Annotated in this window: 24 protein-coding genes; 14 read left to right on the top strand and 10 right to left on the bottom strand. The window is 64.5% G+C overall.

The annotated features are described in order from the left end of the window. Nucleotides 1–160: 160 nt before the first annotated feature. A complete protein-coding gene (locus CSAL_RS01020; RefSeq protein WP_011505513.1) occupies nucleotides 161–1,492 on the bottom strand; it encodes an MFS transporter in 1,332 nt (443 codons plus the stop codon). Nucleotides 1,493–1,655: 163 nt separating this feature from the next. Between CSAL_RS01020 and nfsA the strand changes: the two genes are divergently transcribed. Next, complete coding sequence (nfsA, locus tag CSAL_RS01015) at nucleotides 1,656–2,387, top strand: oxygen-insensitive NADPH nitroreductase (protein WP_011505512.1); 732 nt, start codon at nucleotides 1,656–1,658, stop codon at nucleotides 2,385–2,387. Between the two features lie 63 nt (nucleotides 2,388–2,450). On the opposite strand, the gene CSAL_RS01010 is transcribed toward nfsA, so the two are convergent. After that, nucleotides 2,451–3,806: a PepSY-associated TM helix domain-containing protein gene (locus CSAL_RS01010; RefSeq protein ID WP_011505511.1), complete on the bottom strand. Its 1,356-nt coding sequence runs from the start codon at nucleotides 3,804–3,806 to the stop codon at nucleotides 2,451–2,453. Between the two features lie 114 nt (nucleotides 3,807–3,920). Then, nucleotides 3,921–4,316 (bottom strand): DUF2946 domain-containing protein, encoded by a 396-nt coding sequence (locus tag CSAL_RS16820; RefSeq protein ID WP_011505510.1) that lies wholly within the window; start codon nucleotides 4,314–4,316, stop codon nucleotides 3,921–3,923. Nucleotides 4,317–4,581: 265 nt separating this feature from the next. On the opposite strand from CSAL_RS16820, the gene CSAL_RS01000 reads away from it, so the two are divergent. Both CSAL_RS01000 and CSAL_RS00995 read left to right on the top strand, forming a co-directional pair. Continuing rightward, entirely contained in the window at nucleotides 4,582–5,301 is a 720-nt protein-coding gene (locus CSAL_RS01000) for an aspartate/glutamate racemase family protein (protein ID WP_011505509.1), read from the top strand. A 13-nt stretch (nucleotides 5,302–5,314) separates the two neighbouring features. Then, nucleotides 5,315–5,665 carry a DUF427 domain-containing protein gene (locus tag CSAL_RS00995; RefSeq protein ID WP_011505508.1) on the top strand — a complete coding sequence of 117 codons (351 nt, stop codon included), beginning with the start codon at nucleotides 5,315–5,317 and terminating at the stop codon, nucleotides 5,663–5,665. An 88-nt stretch (nucleotides 5,666–5,753) separates the two neighbouring features. On the opposite strand, the gene CSAL_RS00990 is transcribed toward CSAL_RS00995, so the two are convergent. Further along, entirely contained in the window at nucleotides 5,754–6,314 is a 561-nt protein-coding gene (locus CSAL_RS00990; RefSeq protein ID WP_244846439.1) for a helix-turn-helix domain-containing protein, read from the bottom strand. 101 nt (nucleotides 6,315–6,415) lie between these two features. On the opposite strand from CSAL_RS00990, the gene rhtA reads away from it, so the two are divergent. Further along, nucleotides 6,416–7,309: a threonine/homoserine exporter RhtA gene (gene rhtA, locus CSAL_RS00985; RefSeq protein WP_043557854.1), complete on the top strand. Its 894-nt coding sequence runs from the start codon at nucleotides 6,416–6,418 to the stop codon at nucleotides 7,307–7,309. Between the two features lie 77 nt (nucleotides 7,310–7,386). On the opposite strand, the gene CSAL_RS00980 is transcribed toward rhtA, so the two are convergent. The 3 genes from CSAL_RS00980 to ampC all read right to left on the bottom strand — a co-directional run bounded on the left by CSAL_RS00980 (nucleotide 7,387) and on the right by ampC (nucleotide 9,231). Continuing rightward, nucleotides 7,387–7,662 (bottom strand): type II toxin-antitoxin system RelE/ParE family toxin, encoded by a 276-nt coding sequence (locus CSAL_RS00980; RefSeq protein ID WP_011505505.1) that lies wholly within the window; start codon nucleotides 7,660–7,662, stop codon nucleotides 7,387–7,389. Next, complete coding sequence (relB, locus tag CSAL_RS00975; protein ID WP_011505504.1) at nucleotides 7,659–7,856, bottom strand: type II toxin-antitoxin system RelB family antitoxin; 198 nt, start codon at nucleotides 7,854–7,856, stop codon at nucleotides 7,659–7,661. Before relB ends, CSAL_RS00980 begins: the two co-directional genes overlap by 4 nt. A 211-nt stretch (nucleotides 7,857–8,067) precedes the next feature. Next, nucleotides 8,068–9,231, bottom strand: coding sequence for a class C beta-lactamase (ampC, locus tag CSAL_RS00970; RefSeq protein ID WP_011505503.1), 1,164 nt, complete (start codon nucleotides 9,229–9,231; stop codon nucleotides 8,068–8,070). A gap of 177 nt (nucleotides 9,232–9,408) precedes the next feature. On the opposite strand from ampC, the gene zigA reads away from it, so the two are divergent. Both zigA and folE2 read left to right on the top strand, forming a co-directional pair. Continuing rightward, nucleotides 9,409–10,641, top strand: coding sequence for a zinc metallochaperone GTPase ZigA (gene zigA / locus CSAL_RS00965; protein WP_011505502.1), 1,233 nt, complete (start codon nucleotides 9,409–9,411; stop codon nucleotides 10,639–10,641). 7 nt (nucleotides 10,642–10,648) lie between these two features. Beyond that, nucleotides 10,649–11,563 carry a GTP cyclohydrolase FolE2 gene (gene folE2 / locus CSAL_RS00960; protein ID WP_011505501.1) on the top strand — a complete coding sequence of 305 codons (915 nt, stop codon included), beginning with the start codon at nucleotides 10,649–10,651 and terminating at the stop codon, nucleotides 11,561–11,563. Between the two features lie 58 nt (nucleotides 11,564–11,621). Here folE2 and CSAL_RS00955 read toward each other — a convergent pair whose 3' ends face one another. Together CSAL_RS00955 and CSAL_RS00950 are read right to left on the bottom strand one after the other, a co-directional pair. Then, nucleotides 11,622–12,449, bottom strand: coding sequence for a metal ABC transporter permease (locus tag CSAL_RS00955; RefSeq protein ID WP_011505500.1), 828 nt, complete (start codon nucleotides 12,447–12,449; stop codon nucleotides 11,622–11,624). Next, nucleotides 12,446–13,168, bottom strand: coding sequence for a metal ABC transporter ATP-binding protein (locus CSAL_RS00950; RefSeq protein WP_043557851.1), 723 nt, complete (start codon nucleotides 13,166–13,168; stop codon nucleotides 12,446–12,448). The genes CSAL_RS00955 and CSAL_RS00950 overlap by 4 nt, the downstream gene beginning before the upstream one ends. A 144-nt stretch (nucleotides 13,169–13,312) precedes the next feature. On the opposite strand from CSAL_RS00950, the gene CSAL_RS00945 reads away from it, so the two are divergent. Both CSAL_RS00945 and CSAL_RS00940 read left to right on the top strand, forming a co-directional pair. Next, nucleotides 13,313–14,317: a zinc ABC transporter substrate-binding protein gene (locus tag CSAL_RS00945; RefSeq protein ID WP_011505498.1), complete on the top strand. Its 1,005-nt coding sequence runs from the start codon at nucleotides 13,313–13,315 to the stop codon at nucleotides 14,315–14,317. A gap of 112 nt (nucleotides 14,318–14,429) precedes the next feature. Next, nucleotides 14,430–15,131, top strand: coding sequence for a ZinT family metal-binding protein (locus CSAL_RS00940; protein ID WP_011505497.1), 702 nt, complete (start codon nucleotides 14,430–14,432; stop codon nucleotides 15,129–15,131). Between the two features lie 64 nt (nucleotides 15,132–15,195). Here CSAL_RS00940 and CSAL_RS00935 read toward each other — a convergent pair whose 3' ends face one another. Further along, nucleotides 15,196–16,077, bottom strand: a complete 882-nt coding sequence (locus CSAL_RS00935) for a DMT family transporter (protein WP_011505496.1) — start codon at nucleotides 16,075–16,077, stop codon at nucleotides 15,196–15,198. A gap of 123 nt (nucleotides 16,078–16,200) precedes the next feature. On the opposite strand from CSAL_RS00935, the gene CSAL_RS00930 reads away from it, so the two are divergent. From CSAL_RS00930 to CSAL_RS00905, 6 genes are all read left to right on the top strand, one after another. After that, nucleotides 16,201–17,100 (top strand): LysR substrate-binding domain-containing protein, encoded by a 900-nt coding sequence (locus CSAL_RS00930; protein ID WP_011505495.1) that lies wholly within the window; start codon nucleotides 16,201–16,203, stop codon nucleotides 17,098–17,100. A 100-nt stretch (nucleotides 17,101–17,200) separates the two neighbouring features. Beyond that, nucleotides 17,201–17,725, top strand: a complete 525-nt coding sequence (locus tag CSAL_RS00925) for an NlpC/P60 family protein (RefSeq protein ID WP_011505494.1) — start codon at nucleotides 17,201–17,203, stop codon at nucleotides 17,723–17,725. Nucleotides 17,726–17,841: 116 nt separating this feature from the next. Next, nucleotides 17,842–18,879: an ABC transporter substrate-binding protein gene (locus CSAL_RS00920; protein ID WP_011505493.1), complete on the top strand. Its 1,038-nt coding sequence runs from the start codon at nucleotides 17,842–17,844 to the stop codon at nucleotides 18,877–18,879. Further along, nucleotides 18,876–19,637, top strand: a complete 762-nt coding sequence (locus tag CSAL_RS00915) for an ABC transporter permease (protein ID WP_011505492.1) — start codon at nucleotides 18,876–18,878, stop codon at nucleotides 19,635–19,637. The genes CSAL_RS00920 and CSAL_RS00915 overlap by 4 nt, the downstream gene beginning before the upstream one ends. Beyond that, nucleotides 19,634–20,416 carry an ABC transporter ATP-binding protein gene (locus tag CSAL_RS00910; protein WP_011505491.1) on the top strand — a complete coding sequence of 261 codons (783 nt, stop codon included), beginning with the start codon at nucleotides 19,634–19,636 and terminating at the stop codon, nucleotides 20,414–20,416. Before CSAL_RS00915 ends, CSAL_RS00910 begins: the two co-directional genes overlap by 4 nt. Continuing rightward, nucleotides 20,413–20,715, top strand: a complete 303-nt coding sequence (locus tag CSAL_RS00905) for a DsrE family protein (protein WP_011505490.1) — start codon at nucleotides 20,413–20,415, stop codon at nucleotides 20,713–20,715. The genes CSAL_RS00910 and CSAL_RS00905 overlap by 4 nt, the downstream gene beginning before the upstream one ends. The last annotated feature ends 83 nt before the right edge of the window (nucleotides 20,716–20,798 follow it).

Genomic DNA, 20,798 nt, shown 5'->3' with positions numbered 1-20,798 from the left:
CGCGCGCCCCCAGCAGCTGACGCCTCCCGCGATAGCGGCACGCTTTATGTTAATTTCAGGTAATTTAACATGGATGAAAGTGAAGTGTGCCCTGGTGGCCCCTGCGTTCTGTGAGGATTTGTTGCTGGCGAGGGACATTGGGTCAACCAGTGCGGCAACGCTATCTCGTCATGCCCTCGGCACTCTCATCGTCACCCTCACCTTCCAGCTCCAGCGCCAGTTCCAGTTGCCCTTCTTCCTGCGCGGCTTCTTCCGTCCAGGCCGTGCCCAGCGGCGTGGTGTCCGAGGCCACCATCACGTAGTGGCCCTGCTCGGGCGATTCGCTGGTGGGATAGTGACGAATGCAGTAAAGCCCGAACAACACCATGACGATGTGCATGACGGCCAGGTCCCACAGGAAACCATCCGGTCCCAGCCATTCCATCAGCACCCCGGCGCTGGCCGGTCCCAGAATCGCGCCGATGCCCAACGCCAGAACGAGACTGGCACTGGCCGCCACGGTCTGCTGATCGGTGAGGAAGTCATTGGCGCAGGCCAGAAAGATCGAGTAGAGCGTGAGTGTCGTCGCGCCCAGCAGCGCCCCGAGCAGCGTCAAGGCCATCGGCGACCAGCCGCTGACGAGCGCACCAACCAGCGCCAGCATCACCGCGACCAGGGCGACGCCGACGATCACCCACTGGCGGTCGGCCTTGTCGGACAACTTGCCCAGCGGCCACTGCAGGATCGCGCCGCCGAAGATGAAGGCGCTCATGAAGACCGAGACCTGGGCGACGCTCAAGCCGCTGTTGGTGGCGAACACCGCCCCCATGCCGAACACGGCGCCATTGGTGATGCCGGTCATGAAGCAGCCCACCGTGCCCAGCGGCGAGAGCCGGTACAACGCGCGCAGGCTCATCGCCTCGGGCTGACTGAGTTCGGGCTGCGGCGTGTAGCTGATCAAGATCGGCACCAGGGCGAGCGAGACCAGGATCGACACCAGCAGGAACAACGCCATGCCCGAGGGGTCGGCACTGCCCAGCAGCAGTTGCCCGCCGCCCATGCCGAGATAGCTGATCACCATGTAGATCGCCAGCAGGCGCCCGCGCAGCCGGTTGGAGGCATAACCGTTGAGCCAACTTTCGGCGACGACGTAGAGTCCGGCGTACGTAAAGCCGGTGACAAAGCGCATGGCCGCCCACACCAGAGGCTCGACGAACAGGGCATGAATCAGGATCGCCACCGAGGTGATCGAGGCCAGCGCGGCGAAGACCCGCACGTGTCCGACCTCACGCAGCTTGCGGGGCGTCAGCACCGAGCCGACCAGAAAGCCCACGAAGTAGGACGACATCACCAGCCCCGTGACCGTGTTGCCGAAATCCGCCGCCGAGGCCCGCACCCCGAGCAGCGAGCCCTGCAGGCCATTGCCCATCATCAAAAGCCCCACGCCGAGCAGCAGCGTCCATAGGCTCCAGGCAGCGGACAAGGTGGTGGGACGAGTGGTGGCGGCCTTCATCGCGCGGCTCCCGGTCGGTAAAACGATCATACGCGCGCCAGGATAATACTCGGTCCCGTCGAGGGATACGGCGGAACACGCCACGGCATGCCGCGGATGAGTCACGCCAGTCAATGCGGTATACTGCTTAGTAAGCTAATTAAATCACCCAGCGCGAGGTTGCATGAATCCCGTCATCGAACTGCTCAACGCCCACCGCTCGATCCGCCGCTTCACCGATCGAAAGATCGCGCCTGAATTGCTGCAGGAACTCATCCAGGCCGGGCAAAGCGCCGCGACGTCCAGCCATGTTCAGGCCTACAGCGTCATCCACGTGAAGAATCCGGCCAATCGCGAGACCCTCGCCGAACTGGCGGGCGGGCAGGACTACATCGCCACCTGCTCCGACTTCCTGGTGTTCTGCGCCGACATGAAGCGCCCCGCCGAGGCCGCCGAGCGCGCCGGCGCCGATGCCACCCGCGGCATGACCGAACAATTGCTGGTCGCCAGCGTGGACACCGCGCTCATGGCGCAAAACGTCGTCGTGGCCGCCGAGTCCGAGGGGCTGGGCATCTGCTACATCGGCGGCATTCGCAATAACCCGCAAGCCGTGAGCGACCTGCTGCGCCTGCCCGAGCATGTCTACCCGGTCTTCGGCCTGTGCCTCGGGTATCCGGATCAGACGCCGGAGGTCAAGCCGCGCCTGCCGGTCGAAGCCATCCTCAAGGAAGACTACTACCGTGACGATCAGGCCCAGGTCGACGCCTTCGACGCCACCATGCGCGAGTACTACCAGGCACGCGGCAGTGCTCAGAAAGATACCACCTGGTCGCAGAACCTCATGCCGCTGTTCGAGCACAAGGTGCGCCCGCACATGCGTGACTTCCTCGTCTCACGCGGTTTCGAGATGAAATGAACGACGGCCGCGCCCGCCCGCGCGTGACACGGGCGGGCGCAACGGTCATCGGCGGCTGCCTGGCTAGGCGGTCGTCGCGGCGCGCCTGGCGCCGCGACGGCGTACCAGCGCATCCACCACCGCCATGACGATCATCGAGGCCCCCACCAGCGGGAAGATCACGCCGCCGATGGCGAGCAACGCCAGCACACCGCGCAAGCGACGGGGATCCTTGGGTTCGGGGGGAATCCCCAGCTTGCCGCTCGGTCGACGCTTCCACCACATCACGCCCGACGAGACGCACAGCAGCACGATCCCCGCGCAGGCCAGCGCCAGAATCAACTGATTGGCGAGCCCATATTGCTGGCCCATGTGCACGTTGATGCCCCACTCCAGCGACTTGCCCAACGGGCCATAGTCGGCGTAGCTCATGTCCAGCAGTGGCTCGCCGCTATATCGGTCCAGATGCACGACCCGCTGTCGTGAAAGATCGTCGGGGTAGATCGAGCCGGTATAGACGCCGGTAGGACTGCTCGGCAGGCTGACGGCATATCCTGGGGCCAGCCCCAGCGCGTCGAACGCCTTCACCGCGCCGTTGAGGCCGATGCCCGGCGCGCCCTCACGCCCAGGCGTCGATTCCGGCAGCCGCGCCTGCTCCAGCGACCAGGTAGTCATCTCCCGCTCCGCCAGGCGTTCGTCGGAGACCGGGACGTTGACGCGCACGCCATCCGGATAGCCGAAGTTGTGACCGTTGGCGAGTTCGTTGACCTTGCTGCCCCACAGCGTGGACCACGGCATGCCGGTCATCGCCAGAAAAAGAATGAAGCCCCCGACGAAGATGCCGGTGACGGCGTGAAGGTCACGCCAGAACAATCGCTTCGCCGGGGTCGCACGTACCGTCATCACACCGCCGCGTCGACCGCGCGGCCACCACAGATAGATTCCGGTCAGCACGAGCAGGATCGACCAGCCGCCGACGATCTCGATGATCAGACTCGCCGTCTCGCCGAAGTAGCTGAGGCTGTGGATGGTGCGCACGATCCACATCACGCTGCCGCGATAGGGAATCGTGCCAGTGACCTCGCCGGTGTAAGGGTCGACGTAGACGGCTTGCTTGCCGTCGGCGGTGGTGATGTCGACCTCCGCGGCAAGATTGGAGGCGGCCGGCGGCACGTAACGAAACGCCTCGCCGGGATGCGCCGCCATGGCCGCATCCAGCTGTTGCTGCGGCGACACCGCCGCTGACGATTGCGCCTCGACGCGCACGATGTCCGCGTTGAGCCACTGGTCGATCTCATCCTTGAAGAGGTAGAGCCCGCCGGTCACCGCCAACGAGATCAGAAAGGGAATCGCGATGAGACCCGCGTAGAAATGCCAGCGCCAGACCGCCCGATAGAGGTCGCTGGCGTCACGTGAAGAACGCGCAGAAGTACGAGACATGAAGCCCCCGAATAGCGTGCCATGGCTACCGCTCGGTAGCCGAATCCATCCTGTGGCCGACGACACCGGCGCAGGCACGACGTGCAGACGCGCCATGCTCGGCGTCGAGACCGCTCATGCGTGATGGCACGCGTACGGCGGTGCGCGGGTCAGCGCGTTGGGGAAGGTGGTCGTCACCGCCTGGGACGCGAGCACTCTCGGCACGCGCGGCGCGATGACGGCGGCGTTGTCCGCCATGGAGGCGGTGGAAGCCCCCTCGAGGACCGGAAAATGGCCGAACAGGGAACAATAGAGACACTGATCGTGCAGGCCGACCGAAGCCACATGACCGCCCCGCGTGTGGTCACCGTGCCCGGCCTCTGCATGCATCATCGCGTGCGAAGGCATCGCATCGTGCCGCAGGGAAGCACTGGCCTGCCCGACCACCGGGCCGCACACCACCAGCAGCATGGCGAACAGGCTCAGCCAGGCGGTAACACGACGCAGGGACGTACGCGGGGAAAAGGGCATGGGACTCGACCGTGGGACCGTCAAACAGACGCCATGTTAGCGCAGCCACGGCGTCGGCACAGCCGGATGCGCGGCAGTGAAAAGCGTCGTCGAACGCGCTCCCCGGACGCAACCCCGGCCGAAAGCGCCCTCGCGCGCCATCATCGGGGAACGGGTGCGACAATCCGTCTCGCGTCACGCTCGCACCTCGAACGAAGCGGCCCGCCGGTCTAAGCTCGACAATGCCACGGCTTGCTTCATTCAACTACGCAAGGAGCGTGTCATCATGCGAACCATCGGTTTGCTCGGCGGAATGAGCTGGGAGTCCACCGAGAGCTACTATCGGGCGCTGAACGAAGGCGTGAAACAGGCGCTGGGCGGCTTTCATTCGGCGAAGATCGCGATGGTGAGCGTCGACTTCGCCGAGATCGAGACCCTGCAGCGCGACGGACGCTGGGACACGGCCGGGGAGACGCTGGCCGCCGCCGCGCGTCAGATCGAGCATGCCGGCGCGGATTTTCTACTGATCGCCACGAACACCATGCACAAGGTGGCGCCGCAGGTGGAAGCGGCCATCGACATCCCGCTGCTGCATATCGCCGACGCCACAGCCGAAAGCCTGGTCGCCGACGGCATCACGCGGGTCGGGCTGCTGGGCACGCGCTTCACCATGGAGCAGGACTTCTACAAGCAACGCCTGAGCGAGCGTTACGGTATCGATGTGGTCGTGCCCGACGACACTCAGCGCGAACGCGTGCATCAAGTGATTTTCGAGGAACTGTGCCTCGGGCGCATCGAATCCGCCTCGCGAGAGGCATTTCTCGCCGTGATCGACGCCTTGCATGCGCGGGGTGCGCAGGCGGTGATTCTCGGCTGCACCGAAATCGCCATGTTGATCAAGGCAACCGACACTCAGGTACCGCTCTACGACACCACGGCATTGCATGCCCAGGCCGCCGTGAAATGCGCCCTCTCCGGCTCCCTCTTGTCGGAAGACACTCAATAGCCCGGGAGGCTCCATGTCAGCAGACACTTCGCAAGACCGCATCAGCCTACACCCGCATACGCATCGCGTGCGGGTATGGCACGGCGACACCTTGCTCGCCGACAGCACGCGCGCCGTCGAGCTGCGCGAGCAAGGGTATCCCCCGCGCCAATACCTACCCGAAAGCGATGTGCAGATGGCGCAACTGTTGCGCTCCACCACCGTGACGCACTGCCCCTTCAAGGGCGACGCCACGTACTACCGCACTGACGACCATCCCGACGTCGCCTGGCAATACGCCGAGCCACTGGCGGACATGGCGGCGATTGCCGGCCGGCTGGCCTTCGATGACAGCGTGGTGACGGTGCAGGTAGACGCCGGGTAAGCGGGCACGCGCGCCTGCCATCAGCCAGTCACGAGGCCACGCAGATCGCCATTGGCACCTGGATCGGTGCTTGAATGGAGCCTTGGCGTCAGTGCACCACGTTGCGGATGAAGCGCAGACGCCCCGTACCCTCGTTGCGGTAACGGTGGAACTGGTCGCTGGGGTAGACGTGAAAGTCACCGGCCTCGATCGTCACCTCGTGGTCCGCGAGCTCCAGGGTCAGCGTGCCCTCGATCACCACCAGCATCTCGTGCCAGCCGGTGCCGTCGGCGACGGACTCGTAACTCTCTCCAGGCTCCATCGACCAGGACCACAACTCGACCTCCTGTCGAGCCGGCTTGCTCGCCAGCAGCCGGGCGTGACTGTCGGGGAAGCGCCCCACCCAGGCGACTTCGTCGATGCGCGCCGAGTCCTCGCTGCCCGGCGGCTGAACCAGGGCGTAGAACAGTACCCCCAGCGCCTCGGCGAGTCGATCCAGCGTGCTCAGGCTGACGTTGACGTCGCCCTTTTCGATATTGACCAGCATGCGCCGACTCACGCCGGCCCGCTCGGCCAGCGCCTGCTGGCTCAGCGACGCCCCCTGGCGCAGGCGCCTCACGTTGGCGGCAACGTGCACCAGGACATCGGGACGCTCGCTAGACTTGTGCACTATATTGCCCATCCGTACAATCGCAATTCTCTTGAATACCGCGTGCGGCCAGCCACTGGCGCTGTCAGACGAGCAGCATGCCGCAGAAGCAAGGAGGTGTCATGTCAGTCGCCGTGCGTGAATTCGTGGCCAGGGTCTGGCCGGTGGCCATGTTGATCGTGGCGATGTGCTCCATCCAGACCGGGGCGTCCATCGCCAAGACCTTGTTCCCGGTCATCGGCGCCACCGGGACGACCTCGATTCGCCTGATCCTCGCGGCGGGATTGCTGCTGATCGTAATGCGGCCCTGGCGCCAGCGGTTCAGCCGCCGCGCCTGGAAGTCGACCATGATCTACGGCGTCGCCCTGGGCGTCATGAACCTGCTGTTCTACCAGGCGCTGCAGACGGTACCGCTGGGGATCGCGGTGGCGCTGGAGTTCACCGGGCCGCTCGCCGTGGCGGTGCTCTCCTCGCGACGCTGGCTGGACCTGCTGTGGGTGGCATTCGCCGTGCTCGGCCTGGCGTGTCTGCTGCTGTTGGGCGATGAGAGCAACGGCGCGGTCGACCCTTACGGCGCGGCCTGTGCGCTGGGAGCCGGCGTCTGCTGGGCGCTGTATATCCTGTTCGGGCAAAAGGCGGGCTCGGTCAATGGCGCCCAGAGCGCCACGCTGGGCATCACCATCGCGGCGGTGGTGATCGCCCCCGTCGGCCTGATCGACGTCGGCCCGGCGATTTTCGCGCCGGAGGTCCTCCCGCTGGCATTCGCCGTCGCCGTGCTTTCCACCGCCCTGCCCTACACGCTCGAAATGGTGGCACTACCGCGCCTGCCGACCCAGACCTTCGGCACGCTGATGAGTCTGGAACCGGCGATCGGCGCGCTCTCCGGCCTGCTGTTCCTGAGCCAGCTCCTGAGTGGCCTGCAGTGGCTGGCCATCGGCCTGATCATCGTCGCCTCGATCGGCACCACGCTGACGGTGCGCCGGCGCGACACCTTCGAGACCCCGGCGCCGGACTGAGAGGCCGTCGCGTCTCGCAGCGAGTCTGAATCACGTCGCTGCTCGAACCTTTGAGACGCGAAGTGGCGAAGAACCCATCATGGATAGTTCTGGCGAGCGTGGACCACAGACGTGACCTCAATGCGGTCGGTTACTTGGTAGACCACGATGAAATTCGGATGAGCAACAATCTCCCGCGTGCCAGGCACGCGGCCAACCTGATGCAGATAGGGATATTCAGCCACTGAGGCAATGGCCACCTCCAGGCGGGTGCGCAACCGTTGGGCAGCTTGTGGATCGCGTTCGGCGATATAGGTGATCAGTTCAATCAGATCGGCAATGGCATCGTCATGCCAGTGGATCAGTAGGCTCACAAAGCCTTGCCATCTTGGCGCCGCTCTGCGGCGGCGATAATCCCGTCGGCCTTGGCCATGACTTGGTCATGAGGCATTCCCTGACCGGGATTGTCGAGGCTGTGCTGCACCTTGGCCCGGAACCAGCGATCATAGCTATCGGCCTGCTCCTGGGTCGCAAACTCCGAGACAATAGGATCTAACTGGGTACTCATAGGGTCTCCTCCTCTTACTGCCTCTAGTGTAAACAATTCTCCCTAGTTTGGCATTGTCAACGCCAAGCTGGGCCACAGATAGGCAGCGGCGTTGGCCGGCTGTTCCGTACGAGGCGGCAGTGGCAATGGTTCAACCGAGGGCTGGCCCTTCTGCTGCTGGGCGTGGCGTGGTGGAGCCTGTTGATGCCGAGCTAAGACGCGCACCGACTCACTAGAGCGCATCGATCACATCAAGGCCGGACAGGATGCGGTAGGCCGCCTCGACGCGCGCGTCATTGGGATAGTTCTTGTTGGCCAGCATCACCAGCCCCGTCTGTTCGCCGGGAAGCATCACGATGTAGCCGCCAAAGCCGTTGGTGGAGCCGGTCTTGTTGATCCAGACATCATCGCGTGGCGCCTGCGGTGGCACGATCGCCTCGGCCGCGTTGGGTTCGAGGATCATGTCGTAACCGTTGCCGGCGCGCAGGGTATCGAGCGCCACGGGCAGCGGATACTGCTCCCAGATCAGGGCCTGGGTCATGTCGCCGACCCGGTAATGGCCCTGGCGTGTCGCATCGATGGCCTGCTGAAGCTCGGCGTCGACATCCGCGAGATGCAGGTTGGCGCGCACCAGCCCGGCCAGATCGGCGGCCGTGGTCTTGAGCCCGTAGGCTTCGTCGTCGAGCACGCCGGACGAGACATGAATCGGCTGGCCGTCCTTGGTCTCGCCCATGGCGTAGTGTGCCATGCGCGCCTCGGGAACGTCGTACCAGGTGTCCCGCATGCCGAGCGGCGCCAGCACCTTGGTGCGCATCGTCGGCACGAATTCGCCCCCCAGGCTCGCCGCCGCCTCCAGACCCAACAGGCCGATCCCCAGATTGGAATAGGTACGGCTCTCGCCGATGGGCTCGCTTGGCTGCCAGTCTCGATACCAGGCCATCAGCGATGCACGGTCGGTCACTTCGTCAGGCACGAACAGCGGCAGCCCGCCGCCGGTGTGAGTACCAAGATTGAGCCCATCGATCCTGTCGAAGGCGCTGCCTTCGAGCTCAGGCAGGTAACGGCTCACGGGCGCCTCGAGGTCGAGCTCGCCCTCGACGGCGGCCAACGAGGCCAGGGTCGCGGTCAAGGTCTTGCTGAGCGAGCCGATCTCGAACAGGGTGTCATCATCGACCGGCGTGCCGGTCTTGCGGTCGGCGACGCCGTAATCGGCGATCGTCGTCCCCTTCGGCCCGATGAGGGCGACCGCCATGCCGGGGATCTGCTGCGCTTCCATCAACGACGCGACGATGGGGTCGAGCACCTGCTTGTTCGATGCCTCGTCCTGCGCCTGCGCCTGCGCCACGCCACTGGCCCCCAGTAACGTCAGCGATACACCCAGCAGCCATCCTTTCATTGCGCTTCCTGCTCCCCTATCGATAAGTCAAATTCCCGAGCCGGTATCATGCTTCAAAAGCATGGCCGCTGGAATGCTTGGGTCAAAAGAATGTTATGGTATAACATATCTATATACTACCACGTACATCGAGGCGTCGTGGGAAACGCATTATCACCAGACACAAGGGGAAAGAGGATGGCGTCATCGCAGCCAACACTTCCGGTCACCGTGCTATCCGGCTTTCTTGGGGCCGGCAAGACCACGCTACTCAATCACATCCTCGCCAACCGTGAAGGACGTCGCGTGGCGGTGATCGTCAACGACATGAGCGAGGTCAACATCGATGCTTCGCTGGTCCGGGGGGCGCCTGACAAGGAGCATTCGGATACGAATGCGGTGACGCTCAACCGGGCCGAGGAGCGCCTGGTCGAGATGAGCAATGGCTGCATTTGCTGCACCCTGCGCGAGGACCTGCTGATCGAGGTGCGGCGTCTGGCCGCCGAGGAGCGCTTCGATCATCTGGTGATCGAATCCACGGGCATTTCCGAACCACTGCCGGTGGCTGAAACCTTCACCTTTACGGACGAAGGCGGGCAAAGCCTCTCGCAGGTCGCCCGCCTGGATACGCTGGTCACCGTAGTGGATGGCGCCAATTTCCTTTCTCAATATCACGAGGCCCAGTCGTTGGCCGAGGCCGGGGAAAGCCTGGGCGAGGAGGACGAACGCAATGTCGCCGATCTGCTGGTCGATCAGGTCGAGTTCTGCGATGTCCTGCTGATCAGCAAGACGGACCTGATGGAGCCCCGCCAGTTGAACGAACTGACCGCCGTGCTGCGCTCCCTCAACCCCGAGGCCGAGCTGATTCCCATTGCACATGGACAGGTGCCACTGGACAAGGTCCTGGATACTGGACGTTTCAGTTTCGAGCGTGCCCAGCAAGCCCCCGGATGGTTGAAGGAAATGCGCGGCGAGCACGTGCCGGAAACCGAGGAATACGGTATCTCGAGCTTTACCTACCAGGCACGTCGTCCCTTCCATCCACAGAAATTCTACGAGCTGCTGCATGGCGATGGTTTCGACGCCACGCTACTGCGTTCCAAGGGTTTCTTCTGGCTGGCCACGCGGCCGCAATACGTCGGGCAATGGAGCCAGGCCGGCGGCATCGCGCATTACGCTTTCGCGGGGATGTTCTGGAAAGCCGTGCCGGAATCGCACTGGCCCGACGATCCCGAGTACCGCGCAGCGATCATGGAAAAATGGCAGGAACCGTTCGGCGACATGCGCCAGGAACTGGTGTTCATCGGTCAACACCTGGATCGAGCCCAGGTGCGCCAGGCGCTCGATAGCTGCTTGTTGAACGATGAAGAGATGCTGGCCGGCAATACCCATTGGCAGACACTGCCCGACCCCTTTCCAGCCTGGGACTGAGAAACGCATGCAAGAGCCCAAGAACTCACAGACATTGCACGACGTGGCAAACGGCGCATCCGACCTGGAAGGCCCGCTGGCCTGGGTGGGAATGGAAGACATCGCGCTACCGTTTCGTCTGGCAAACAGTGCCGTCAACGGTCGGGCCTCGGCCGGTGTTTCCCTGGATGCCACCTCGGCGCGAGGCATTCATATGTCGCGTCTCTATCTGGCACTGGAAGCCCTGGAGCACGAGGAGGTGACGCTGTCAGGCCTGGGCGCGGTATTGCAGCGCTTCCTGGCGAGCCATGATGGTTTGGCCCGCACGGCCTTTCTCGACCTGAGCGGTGACGTTCTGATCAAGCGCCCTGCATTGATCAGCCCACGCGCCGGCTGGAAGGCGTACCCCTGCGCGCTGCGCTGCCGCCAAGATACGCAGGGCATGCAGGCAGTCCTCGAGGTGACGATCGGCTATTCTTCGACCTGCCCTTGCTCGGCGGCCCTCGCGCGCCAATCGATCCAGCAAGCGTTCGACGAGGACTTCACCGACATGCCGATCAGCCACGAAGCCGTCAGGACGTGGCTGGGCAGCGAGCAGGGTATCCTGGCGACGCCGCATAGCCAGCGCAGCCAGGCGCATCTCTCACTGCGCCTGGCCGACGACCTCGAGACCCTGCCCGTGACGGCACTGATCGACACGGTCGAGGACGCACTGGGCACGGCCCTGCAGACGGCCGTCAAGCGTGTCGATGAGCAGGCGTTCGCCCTGGCCAACGGCCAGAACTTGATGTTCTGCGAGGATGCGGCGCGCCGTGTACGGCATGCCCTGCAAGCGCGCGACGAGGTGCAGGGCTTCAGGGTACGCATCGTGCACGCCGAAAGCCTGCATGCGCATGATGCGGTCGCGCATGCCGAATGGAACTGGACACCCAACTCCCCCTGATAACGGAGCGTGCCGCCCCTATGCGCCGAGCCCACCCAATGGAGGTGGGCTCGGCGTCTCAGCCCCCGGTGCGGGATGCCATGGCCCACCACAGCAAGCGTCGAGAGTTCGCGATCAGACCCGCCAGCGCAAACAAGGCCGCCGCGAGACTGACGATGGTGGGGCCCGTTGGCGTATCCAACCAATAGGCCGTCTGCAGCCCGCCGACGGCGGCCATCATGCCGACCAGAGCCGCAGCCACCACCATGGTTTCCGGCGTGCGGCTGAACGTGCGTGCCGTCGCAGCGGGAATGATCAACAGGGCGGCGATCAGCAAGATCCCCACGACCTTCAACGCAACGGCTACCACGATGGCCAGCGACAAGGTGAGAATGAGCTGTTCGCGTTGAGGGTCGATGCCACTGGCATAAGCCAGATCCGCGTTCAGTGTCGCGGTCAGCAGGCGCGACCAGCGCCAGCCCATCAGGGCCACGACCAGGGCAGCACCGCTCCAGATGATCGCGAGATCACCCTTGCCGACGGCGAGAATATCGCCGAACAGGTAGGCCATCAGGTCGATGCGCACACCGGAGACGAACGACACCGCGACCAAGCCCAGGGCCAACGACGAATGCGCCATGACGCCCAGCAGCGTATCCATGGCATATCCCTTGCCGCTCAGCAGCGACACGAGCGTGGCCATGAGCAACGACACCACCAGCACGCCGGCGAAGATCGACGTCGACAGCAACAGGGCGAGCGCGACGCCCAGAATGGCCGCATGCGCGGTCGCATCGCCGAAAAAGGCCATACGCCGCCACACGACCAAACACCCCAGCGGCGCGGCCGCCAAGGCAACGCCCACGCCGGCCAGGGTCGCACGTACCAGGAAGTCATCGAATATCACGGGGACATCTCCAGGGAGGAACGAGAATGATGATGGCGGTATAGCGCCAAGGCGTCTTCGTCATCGAGGCCGAACATGGCGCGATAGGCCGGCGAGGCCGCGACCCGCTCCGGGGTTCCCGCGCAGCAGATGGATCGGTTCAGGCATATCACGCGATCCGAGGCCCGCATCACCACATGCAATTCGTGGCTGACCATCAGCACGGCACACCCCAATTCATGGCGCACCCGCTCGATCTGGCGATAGAAGTCGGCCATTCCCTGCTGATCGAGCCCTTGAGTCGCCTCGTCGAGAATCAATAAATCGGGAGACGAAAGTAACGCACGCGCCAGCAGAACGCGCTGAAACTGCCCGCCCGAGAGGTCGCTAACCTGGCTGCTGGCCTGCTGAGTGACGCCTGCACGGTCGAGCGCTGTCTCGATCTCGTGCGTTGGTCGCCGGCGCGGCAGTCGCATCAATCTAGACACGGTCATCGGCAAGGTCGCATCGAGGTGTAAACGTTGCGGCACATAGCCAATGACCATGCCCGGCGACTTGTCGATACAGCCTCGTTGCGGCGTCAATGCGCCGATAATGCTTTTCAGCAAGGTCGTTTTACCCGAGCCATTGGGTCCCACGATGGTGACGATTTCGCCCCGCTCTAGGGTCAGGTGAACATTCTCCAACACGAGGTGACCGCCGAGGGCAAGATCCAGTGCAGCTATCGATAGCAGACTCATAGGGTATCCGGGTGCATACGTCGTTGCTCCACGAAGAGATGACGCCACGAATGAAAGGAGGGGTTGCGTCTTGTGCTTTAATATATGTTATAACATAACTCTTTGGTGTTCAATACACGCTCATACATGCTTGGAGACCGTTCGATGCCGCGTTTCAGTCCCTACCTGGCGGTACTACTCATGTCGCCGGCCGCCGCTTCCGCCGCTGTCCCTTCCGTCGCCGTCGATATCCCATCAGTCTATTCGCTGGTCGATCGCGTGATGGGAGACCTGGGCGCCCCGAGCCTGCTGATCCAGCAGGGCGCCTCGCCCCACCGTTACGATATGCGTCCCTCCGAAGCCGAAGCGCTCGAGAACGCCGATGCCGTGTTCTGGATCGGCGAAGACCTGACCCCGTGGCTGGCGCATTCCATGGACACCCTGGGTGACGACGCCCTCAGTGTCGAACTGATGGACTTGCCCGAGACGCAGACACTCGCCTACCGGCAGGGCGCCACCTTCGAGCCGCATCAGCATGATCATGGGCCACACGATCACGCCCATGGTCATGATCACTCTCACAGCCATGACCATGACCATGACCATGACCATGACCATGACAGCCATGATCATGATCACTCCCATGAAGGACGAAACCCTCATGTCTGGCTCGATCCACAAAACGCCCAGGCCTGGCTGGACGTCATCGCCGACGATCTCGCCCGCCTGGATCCAGCGCATGCAGACACTTACCGGAACAACGCCCGCCTCGGCAAAGACGAGCTGAACACCCTGACTAAAGCGCTGCAGCAACAGCTCGCCAATGCCAGCTCCGCCAATTTCATCGTCTTTCACGATGCCTACCAGTATTTCGAACACCGTTTTGATGTCCATGCCGCCGGTGCCATCTCCCTGGGCGATGCGCGCAAGCCCAGCCCATCGCGCATCGCAGAGCTCCATACGCTCGTCGAAACGCATGACATCGACTGCGTGTTCAGCGAGCCCCAATACAACCCGGAACTCGTGAAAAGCGTCTTTGGCGATACCGGCGTAAACACGTCCATCGTGGTCGATCCGCTGGGTACCGATCTCGCGCTGGGGGACGATCTTTACCCGAACTTGATGCACAAGCTTGCCGATGCCGTCTCGCAGTGCGCGAGCGATGCCTGATGGAAGCGCGCCCCCGTGTCATTGCATTTTGCCTAGCACCACAGAAAGATATGTTATAACGTATTTAATGCTTTTTCATTGAACTGAAGCTGATTCACGCAAGGAGATCACGATGCGTCACCTATCCGCTCATGCCGCTCTCGCGCTCGGTCTGCTATCGCTGGCGAGCGTGCCACCGGCCGTCGCGCAGCAGGATGACCACGACCACCATGCACATGAGCACGATCACAGCCACGATCATGGCCATGAGCATGAGCACTCCCACGATCATCACGACAGCGATATCTACGCCGGTTACTTCGACGATGATCAGGTCGAGGATCGCGCCTTGTCGGACTGGGAGGGCGACTGGCAGTCGGTCTATCCCTATCTGCAGAACGGCACGCTGGATGACGTCTTCGCGCACAAGGCTGCGCACAGCGATGACAAGACGGCTGCCGAGTACAAGGAGTACTACACGACCGGCTATCGCACGGACGTCGACCGCATCGTGATCGAGGGCGATCAGGTCTCGTTCTACGACAACGGCGACAAGCGCATGGGAGAGTACACCTACGACGGTTATGAGATCCTCACCTACGAGGCCGGCAATCGCGGTGTGCGCTATATCTTCGAGCGTGACGGCGGCAGCGCCGACGCGCCTCGCTACATCCAGTTCAGCGATCACGCCATCTACCCCACGGATGCCGACCACTACCATCTTTACTGGGGCGACGATCGCGCCGCCCTGCTGGACGAGGTCACGAACTGGCCGACCTACTACCCCTCCCATCTGGACGGTGACGCCATCGCGCGGGAAATGATGGCGCATTGACCGGGCCTGTACATGCCACTCGGCACCCCCGGCGACAGCCGCCCCGAACGGAGCGGCTGTCGTCTCAAGAACTCACCGCTCCCTGGGGACGTCTCGTCAACTGAGTAATGACGGCACTGCCCAGCACGCCCACGAAGGCGATGACCAGCGGCAGACTGAACGCGGCACGCCCCACCAGGATCAGCAGCACCGACGACATGACGGGCACGAAATACGTCAGCACGCCCAGCAACGTGGAGGAGCTTCTCAACAGGGCGTAACCCCAGGTGATGAACGCCAGCCCATAAGGGCCGACCCCGATGAGCGCCGCCACGCCCCAGTCCATCGCCGTCGCGTGCTCGGGAGCGGTTTCGAACGCACGGTGCAACCCCCAGGATGCGACGGCGGCAGCGGCGAAGAGGTGCTTGTAGTCCACCCAGGACAAGGCCGCGCGCCCCCGAAGATAGAGGGAGAACATGATCCAGGAAGCGCCGGAGGCCATGCCCTGCATATAGCCCAGTGCCGAGGTCGATTCGCCCTGAGCGTTCGAGAGCACCAGCGGCACCAGCCCCGAAAACGCCACGGCCGACCCCAGCAAGGTACGCGCCCTGAGCCCACGCCCGGCGAGCACGTCCGCGACGAGCATGAAGCCCAGCGGCCAGAGGTACGTCACGAGGGTGATCTTGGCCGGGTCGCCCTTGCCCAGGGCCGAAAAGTAGAAATACAGCGCGCCCGTTAGGCCACCGACCCCTATCAGCCAGAACTTTCCGTCGCGCCAGGCGGCCACGCCGGACGACGCACCACGCCATCCCATGAGCAGTGCCATCAGCGCAGCCGCCCCCATGGCGACGGCCGCCGTCAGCATGGGAGGCAGTGTAATCAGATCGCGCAATACCGGCAGGCTGGCCCAGAGCGTGACGGTCAGAAGTCCCGCCAGTAGCCCGGCGGAGGTACGTTTGCTGGTCATGGCCCGCTCCTGTCGACGACGAATGAACGTTGGTGGTTAACAACGCGGGCAGTCTGGGGCCACATGAATTATCATGAAAACGAAGAGTTTCGATATTTCGATCATGATTCGTGATGGTGCTGAATGGCCAACTTTCGTCCCCTGGATCTCGTGGTGCTCAACACCTTCGTCACGGTGGTGGACAAGGGCGGTTTCACCGCGGCAGCGGACGCCCTGTACCTGGCGCAGTCGACGGTCAGCGCGCACATGAAGCGCCTGGAAGACACCTTCGGACAGCCCCTGCTGCAACGCGGACGCAAGACGCCCGTTCCCTCGCCGGCGGGGGAACGCCTGCTCTCGCACGCACGGCAGATGCTGCGCCAGAACGCGCTCGCCTGGCAGGATGTCAGCGAGCAACGGCTGGATGGCGTGGTACGCCTGGGAATACCCGACGATTACGTGGTCTACCTCCCCGAGGCGCTGTCCGAGTTCGAGGCCCAGTACCCGGGGGTCGAGCTGCAGGTGGACTGCGGACTCAGCGTGGACCTGGTGCAAAGCGTGCGCGCCGGCAGCCTGGACCTGGCGATCACCACGCGTCAGCCCAAGAGCCCGGGCGGGGAGGTGCTGTGCCGAGAACCCACGGTATGGGCCGGTGCCGCCGGACACGACACCCAGCGCCGTACACCGCTGCCACTGGCGGTTTCCAAGGATGGTGTCTGTATCTTTCGGGAGCGCGCCCTGGCGGCGCTCGACGCCATGGGCATCCCCTGGCGGATCGCCTACACCAGTGCCAGTCTCTCCGGCCTCACGGCGGCGGTGCGCGCGGGGTTGGCCATCACGGTGCTCACGCCTTCCATGCTGGGCGCCGGTCTGCGCGTCATCGGCAGCGGCGAGGGCCTGCCCGAGTTGCCCATGACCGAGATCGCCCTGCACCGCAGCCCCGGCCGTCCCAACGAGGCGACACGCCAACTCGCCCTGAGCCTGCAGACCCACATCCAGGCCCGTTCGGCGACACTGCCGGTAACCGCCGCCCCAATGTCCTGACATGCCCCCGCTGGCACCCGCCAAACTCACGTTGGCGCCGCGTTTTGTCTACACTGCTGGCAATCCCATCGCCAACCACATGCCGCAAAGAGGAGCTCGCATGGGGCGTTCCCGCTCATCGTCGTCACCGCTCATTCCTTGTTCACCGCGCCACACCCTCGTGTGGGTGATCATGCTGCTGGCCCTGCTCGCCGGATGTTCGTCGAGTCAGCGCATCGCGACCCAGGACCCCGGCCCCATCGATGCCGAGAATCTCTCCATGGAACGCGTCTTGATCCTCGCCAGCGCCAAGCAAGCGCTGGGGACGCCCTACCAGTGGGGCGGCAACTCCCTGGAAAGCGGCGTCGATTGCTCCGGGCTGGTGCAGATGAGTTACGCCGCGGCCGGCATTCAGGTGCCGCGCACGTCCAACCAGCAATACCAGGCGCTCGACCATCGCGACCGGGCACGTCCCGGGGATCTGCTGTTCTTCGGCGCCGGGGGGCGGGCCACGCATGTGGGGATTTACCTGGGCGACCGACGGATGATCCATGCCCCCGGCAGTGGCCGCGAGGTCACGGTCTCCTCGCTGGATATCCGCTACTGGCGCCAGCATTATCTGGGCGCCGCCGGTCCGGCTCCCTGAGCGTCACGCGAATAGCGCGCATATTCTTATAACCAAATCGTCGTTCGGGTCTTTTTCGTTATTATCGGCGAGTCGCTATAGTGGCGAACCTATCGCTTATCCCCCGGAGACTCGCCATGCGACGACTGTTTCACTGGATCGGCGCGCTCGCGCTGACCGCCCTGCTGCCGAGTACGGCCCTAGCCCAGAACGACGAAACGACGACTCTCGAGGTCGGCTACATGCCCATCCTGCCGGTCGCGCAATTGTTCGTCATGGAGGGCGCCGGCTGGACCGACGAGGCGGGGCTGGATCTCGAGTTGACGCGCTTCTCCAGCGGGCCGGCCATGGTGCAGGCGCTGGCATCCGGCAAGCTCGACGTGATGAACTTCGGCATTGGGCCGGCCATGGTCGCCCGAGCCAACGGTGTGCCGATCAAGGTGCTCGCCGCCAGCATTCAGGAGCAGATCGGGCTGATCGCCCGCGGCGAGTTCGCCACCGCCTTCGAAGGCAATGACCCGGCGGCCGCCATCGCCCAGTTCACCGAAACGCAGGGTCGCAAGCCCAAGATCGCCACCTTCCCCAATGGCTCGGTGCCCTACACCGTGCTGCGCTACTGGCTGGAAGAGCAGGTCGGGCTCGACGCGGACGCCGTGGATATCGTCACCATGGGAGCCTCGAGGGTTCAGCAATCGCTGCTGGCCGGCGCGGTGGACGCCGCCTCGACCCTCGAGCCGATCCTCAGCGTCGTGCAGCAACGCGATCCCGACGCTCGGGTCGTGGCACGCGGCAACGACATGCTGCCCCACCAGCCCGGCGCGGTGCTGGCAGTGCGCGAGGCCGTGCTCGAGGAGCATCCCGAGGCGATCCAGGCTCTGGTCGCGCAGCACGTCCGCGCCACCGAGATGCTCGAGAACGATCCCGCGCAGGCCGCGCCGTACGTGCGCGAGTTCGTCGGCAAGCGGCTCATCGACGAGGAAACGGTCACCGCCGCCTTGTCCTCGCCGTCGTCCAACTACCTGGCCGACCCGCACATGATCATCGACGCCACGCGTACCATGGCCGATTTCCAGCGTCGCATCGGCACGCTGAAGAAGCCCGTGGACGTGGATGCGCTCTTCGATACGTCGGTCTATGACGCCGTGAGGTCCTCGACGGAGAACGCAGCGCCATGACGCGTTCCGCACGCCATCGACGCACCCTGATCAGCGCCGTCAGCCTTACCGCCCTGGTGGCGGCCTGGGAGGCGGCCCTGCGCGTGGGCTGGCTGCCGAGCAACCTGGTACCGTTGCCCTCGCAGATTCCCGGCGTCCTGTGGGCGGAAGTGCTGGACGGCATCTGGCTCGACGTCGTGTTGTCGAGCCTCTCCCATTACAGCATCGGCCTGGGGATCGGCTCGGTGCTGGGGATCGCGGTCGGCATGGCCGCGGCGCTGCTGCCCCGGTTCGATGCCGCCCACAGCTGGCTGGCACGCTTGCTGCGGCCGATTCCGCCGCTGGCCTGGATTCCCTTCGCGATCATCTGGTTCGGCGTGACCGAAACCGCCGCTGCATTCATCATCAGCATTGGCGTGTTCTGGATCAATTACTTCACCAGCTACAGCGCGGTGCGCGCCATCGACGACGGCTACTACGAAGTCGCCCGGGCCTTCGGCCAGGGCGGCTTCGGCGCGCGACTGGCCAAGATCAGCCTGCCGGCGGCGGCGCCGGGCATCCTCGGGGGACTGCGTGCCGGCCTGGGCCAAGGCTGGATGACGGTGGTCGCCGCCGAGCTGTTCGGCATTCCCGGCATCGGCCAGCGCATGATGGAAGCCTCGGGCCTGCTCGCCACCGATGTGGTGGTGGTCTACATGCTGACCATCGCCGCGCTCTACGCCCTGTTCGACTTCCTGTTCATGCGCATTCAGCGGAGGGTTCTACGGTGGCAGCAATGAATGACGCATCCGCGCCCGTCCTGACGGCACGCGGCGTACGTCTGGGCTTTGCCGACGACGTCGTGCTCGACGACATCGACCTCGAGGTGGCCCCGCGCGAATTCGTGGCCATGGTCGGCGCTTCGGGCGTCGGCAAGTCCACCCTGCTGCGCGCCTTCGCCGGCTTGCTGGCCCCGCAGCGTGGCGACGTCCATCTCTCCACCGCCGAGGCACCGGCCAGCCGCGCCTGGTCGATGGTCTTCCAGGCGCCGCGCTTGTTTCCCTGGCGTCGCGTGCGCGCCAATGTCGAGCTGGGTCTGGAAGGACTGGGGCTATCGCGCGACGAGCGCCGTGCCCGTGCCATGGAGCCGCTGTCGCTGGTCGGGCTCGAGGAACTCGCCGAGCGCTGGCCACGCACGCTGTCCGGTGGTCAGCAACAGCGCGTGGGCATCGCCCGCGCACTGGCAGTTCGGCCTCGGGTGTTGTTCATGGACGAGCCGTTCTCCGCACTCGACGCCCTGACCCGCCAACGCCTGCAGAGCGAACTCACCGAGCTGCGCCAGCGCAGCGACGCGGCGATCGTCTTCGTCACTCATGACATCGAGGAGGCCGTCCTCCTCGCCGACCGCGTCGTGGTACTGGCCAAGCACGACAAAGGCACGCCAGCCACGGTGCGTGATATCGTCACCATCGACCTGCCGCTCGCCCGGAGCCGCGAGCAGAGCGGCTTTCGCGAACACGTGCAGCGTCTGGAACAGCATATCGGCGTTGCCGCCACCCCCGAGGAGACGACGTCATGAGTGCCCTGCGTGTCGTATTGCATGCCCCCACTGCCGATGGCCTCGCCCGCGCCCGGCGCAATGCACTCAACCTGACCCGGGCACGGCCCGACACCGAGGTGCTGATCGTGGCCAACGGCGCCGCCGTAGCCGCCGCCCTGGACACGCCCGACCCGGCCACCGATGCCTGGCTGCGGCTGTGCCGCAATACCCTCGCAGCCCAGGCGCTGGACAACCCCGGTGGCCTCGGGGAAGTCGAGGCCGCGGTGGTCACGCTCGCCGAACTGCAGGCGCAGGGCTGGGCCTATATCCGCGCTTGAGTCTCGCGCCGCCCCCTTGTGATCCCCGGGGCGCGTCACCATGTGGTGAGTAGGCAAGGGCGCGGGAAGCGCCTCGTCTGGGC

It is taken from the genome of Chromohalobacter israelensis DSM 3043 (genome assembly GCF_000055785.1).
Lineage (GTDB): Bacteria > Pseudomonadota > Gammaproteobacteria > Pseudomonadales > Halomonadaceae > Chromohalobacter > Chromohalobacter israelensis.
The sequence above is the reverse complement of the archived record's forward strand: the minus strand, read 5'-3'. Positions and strand labels throughout refer to the sequence as shown.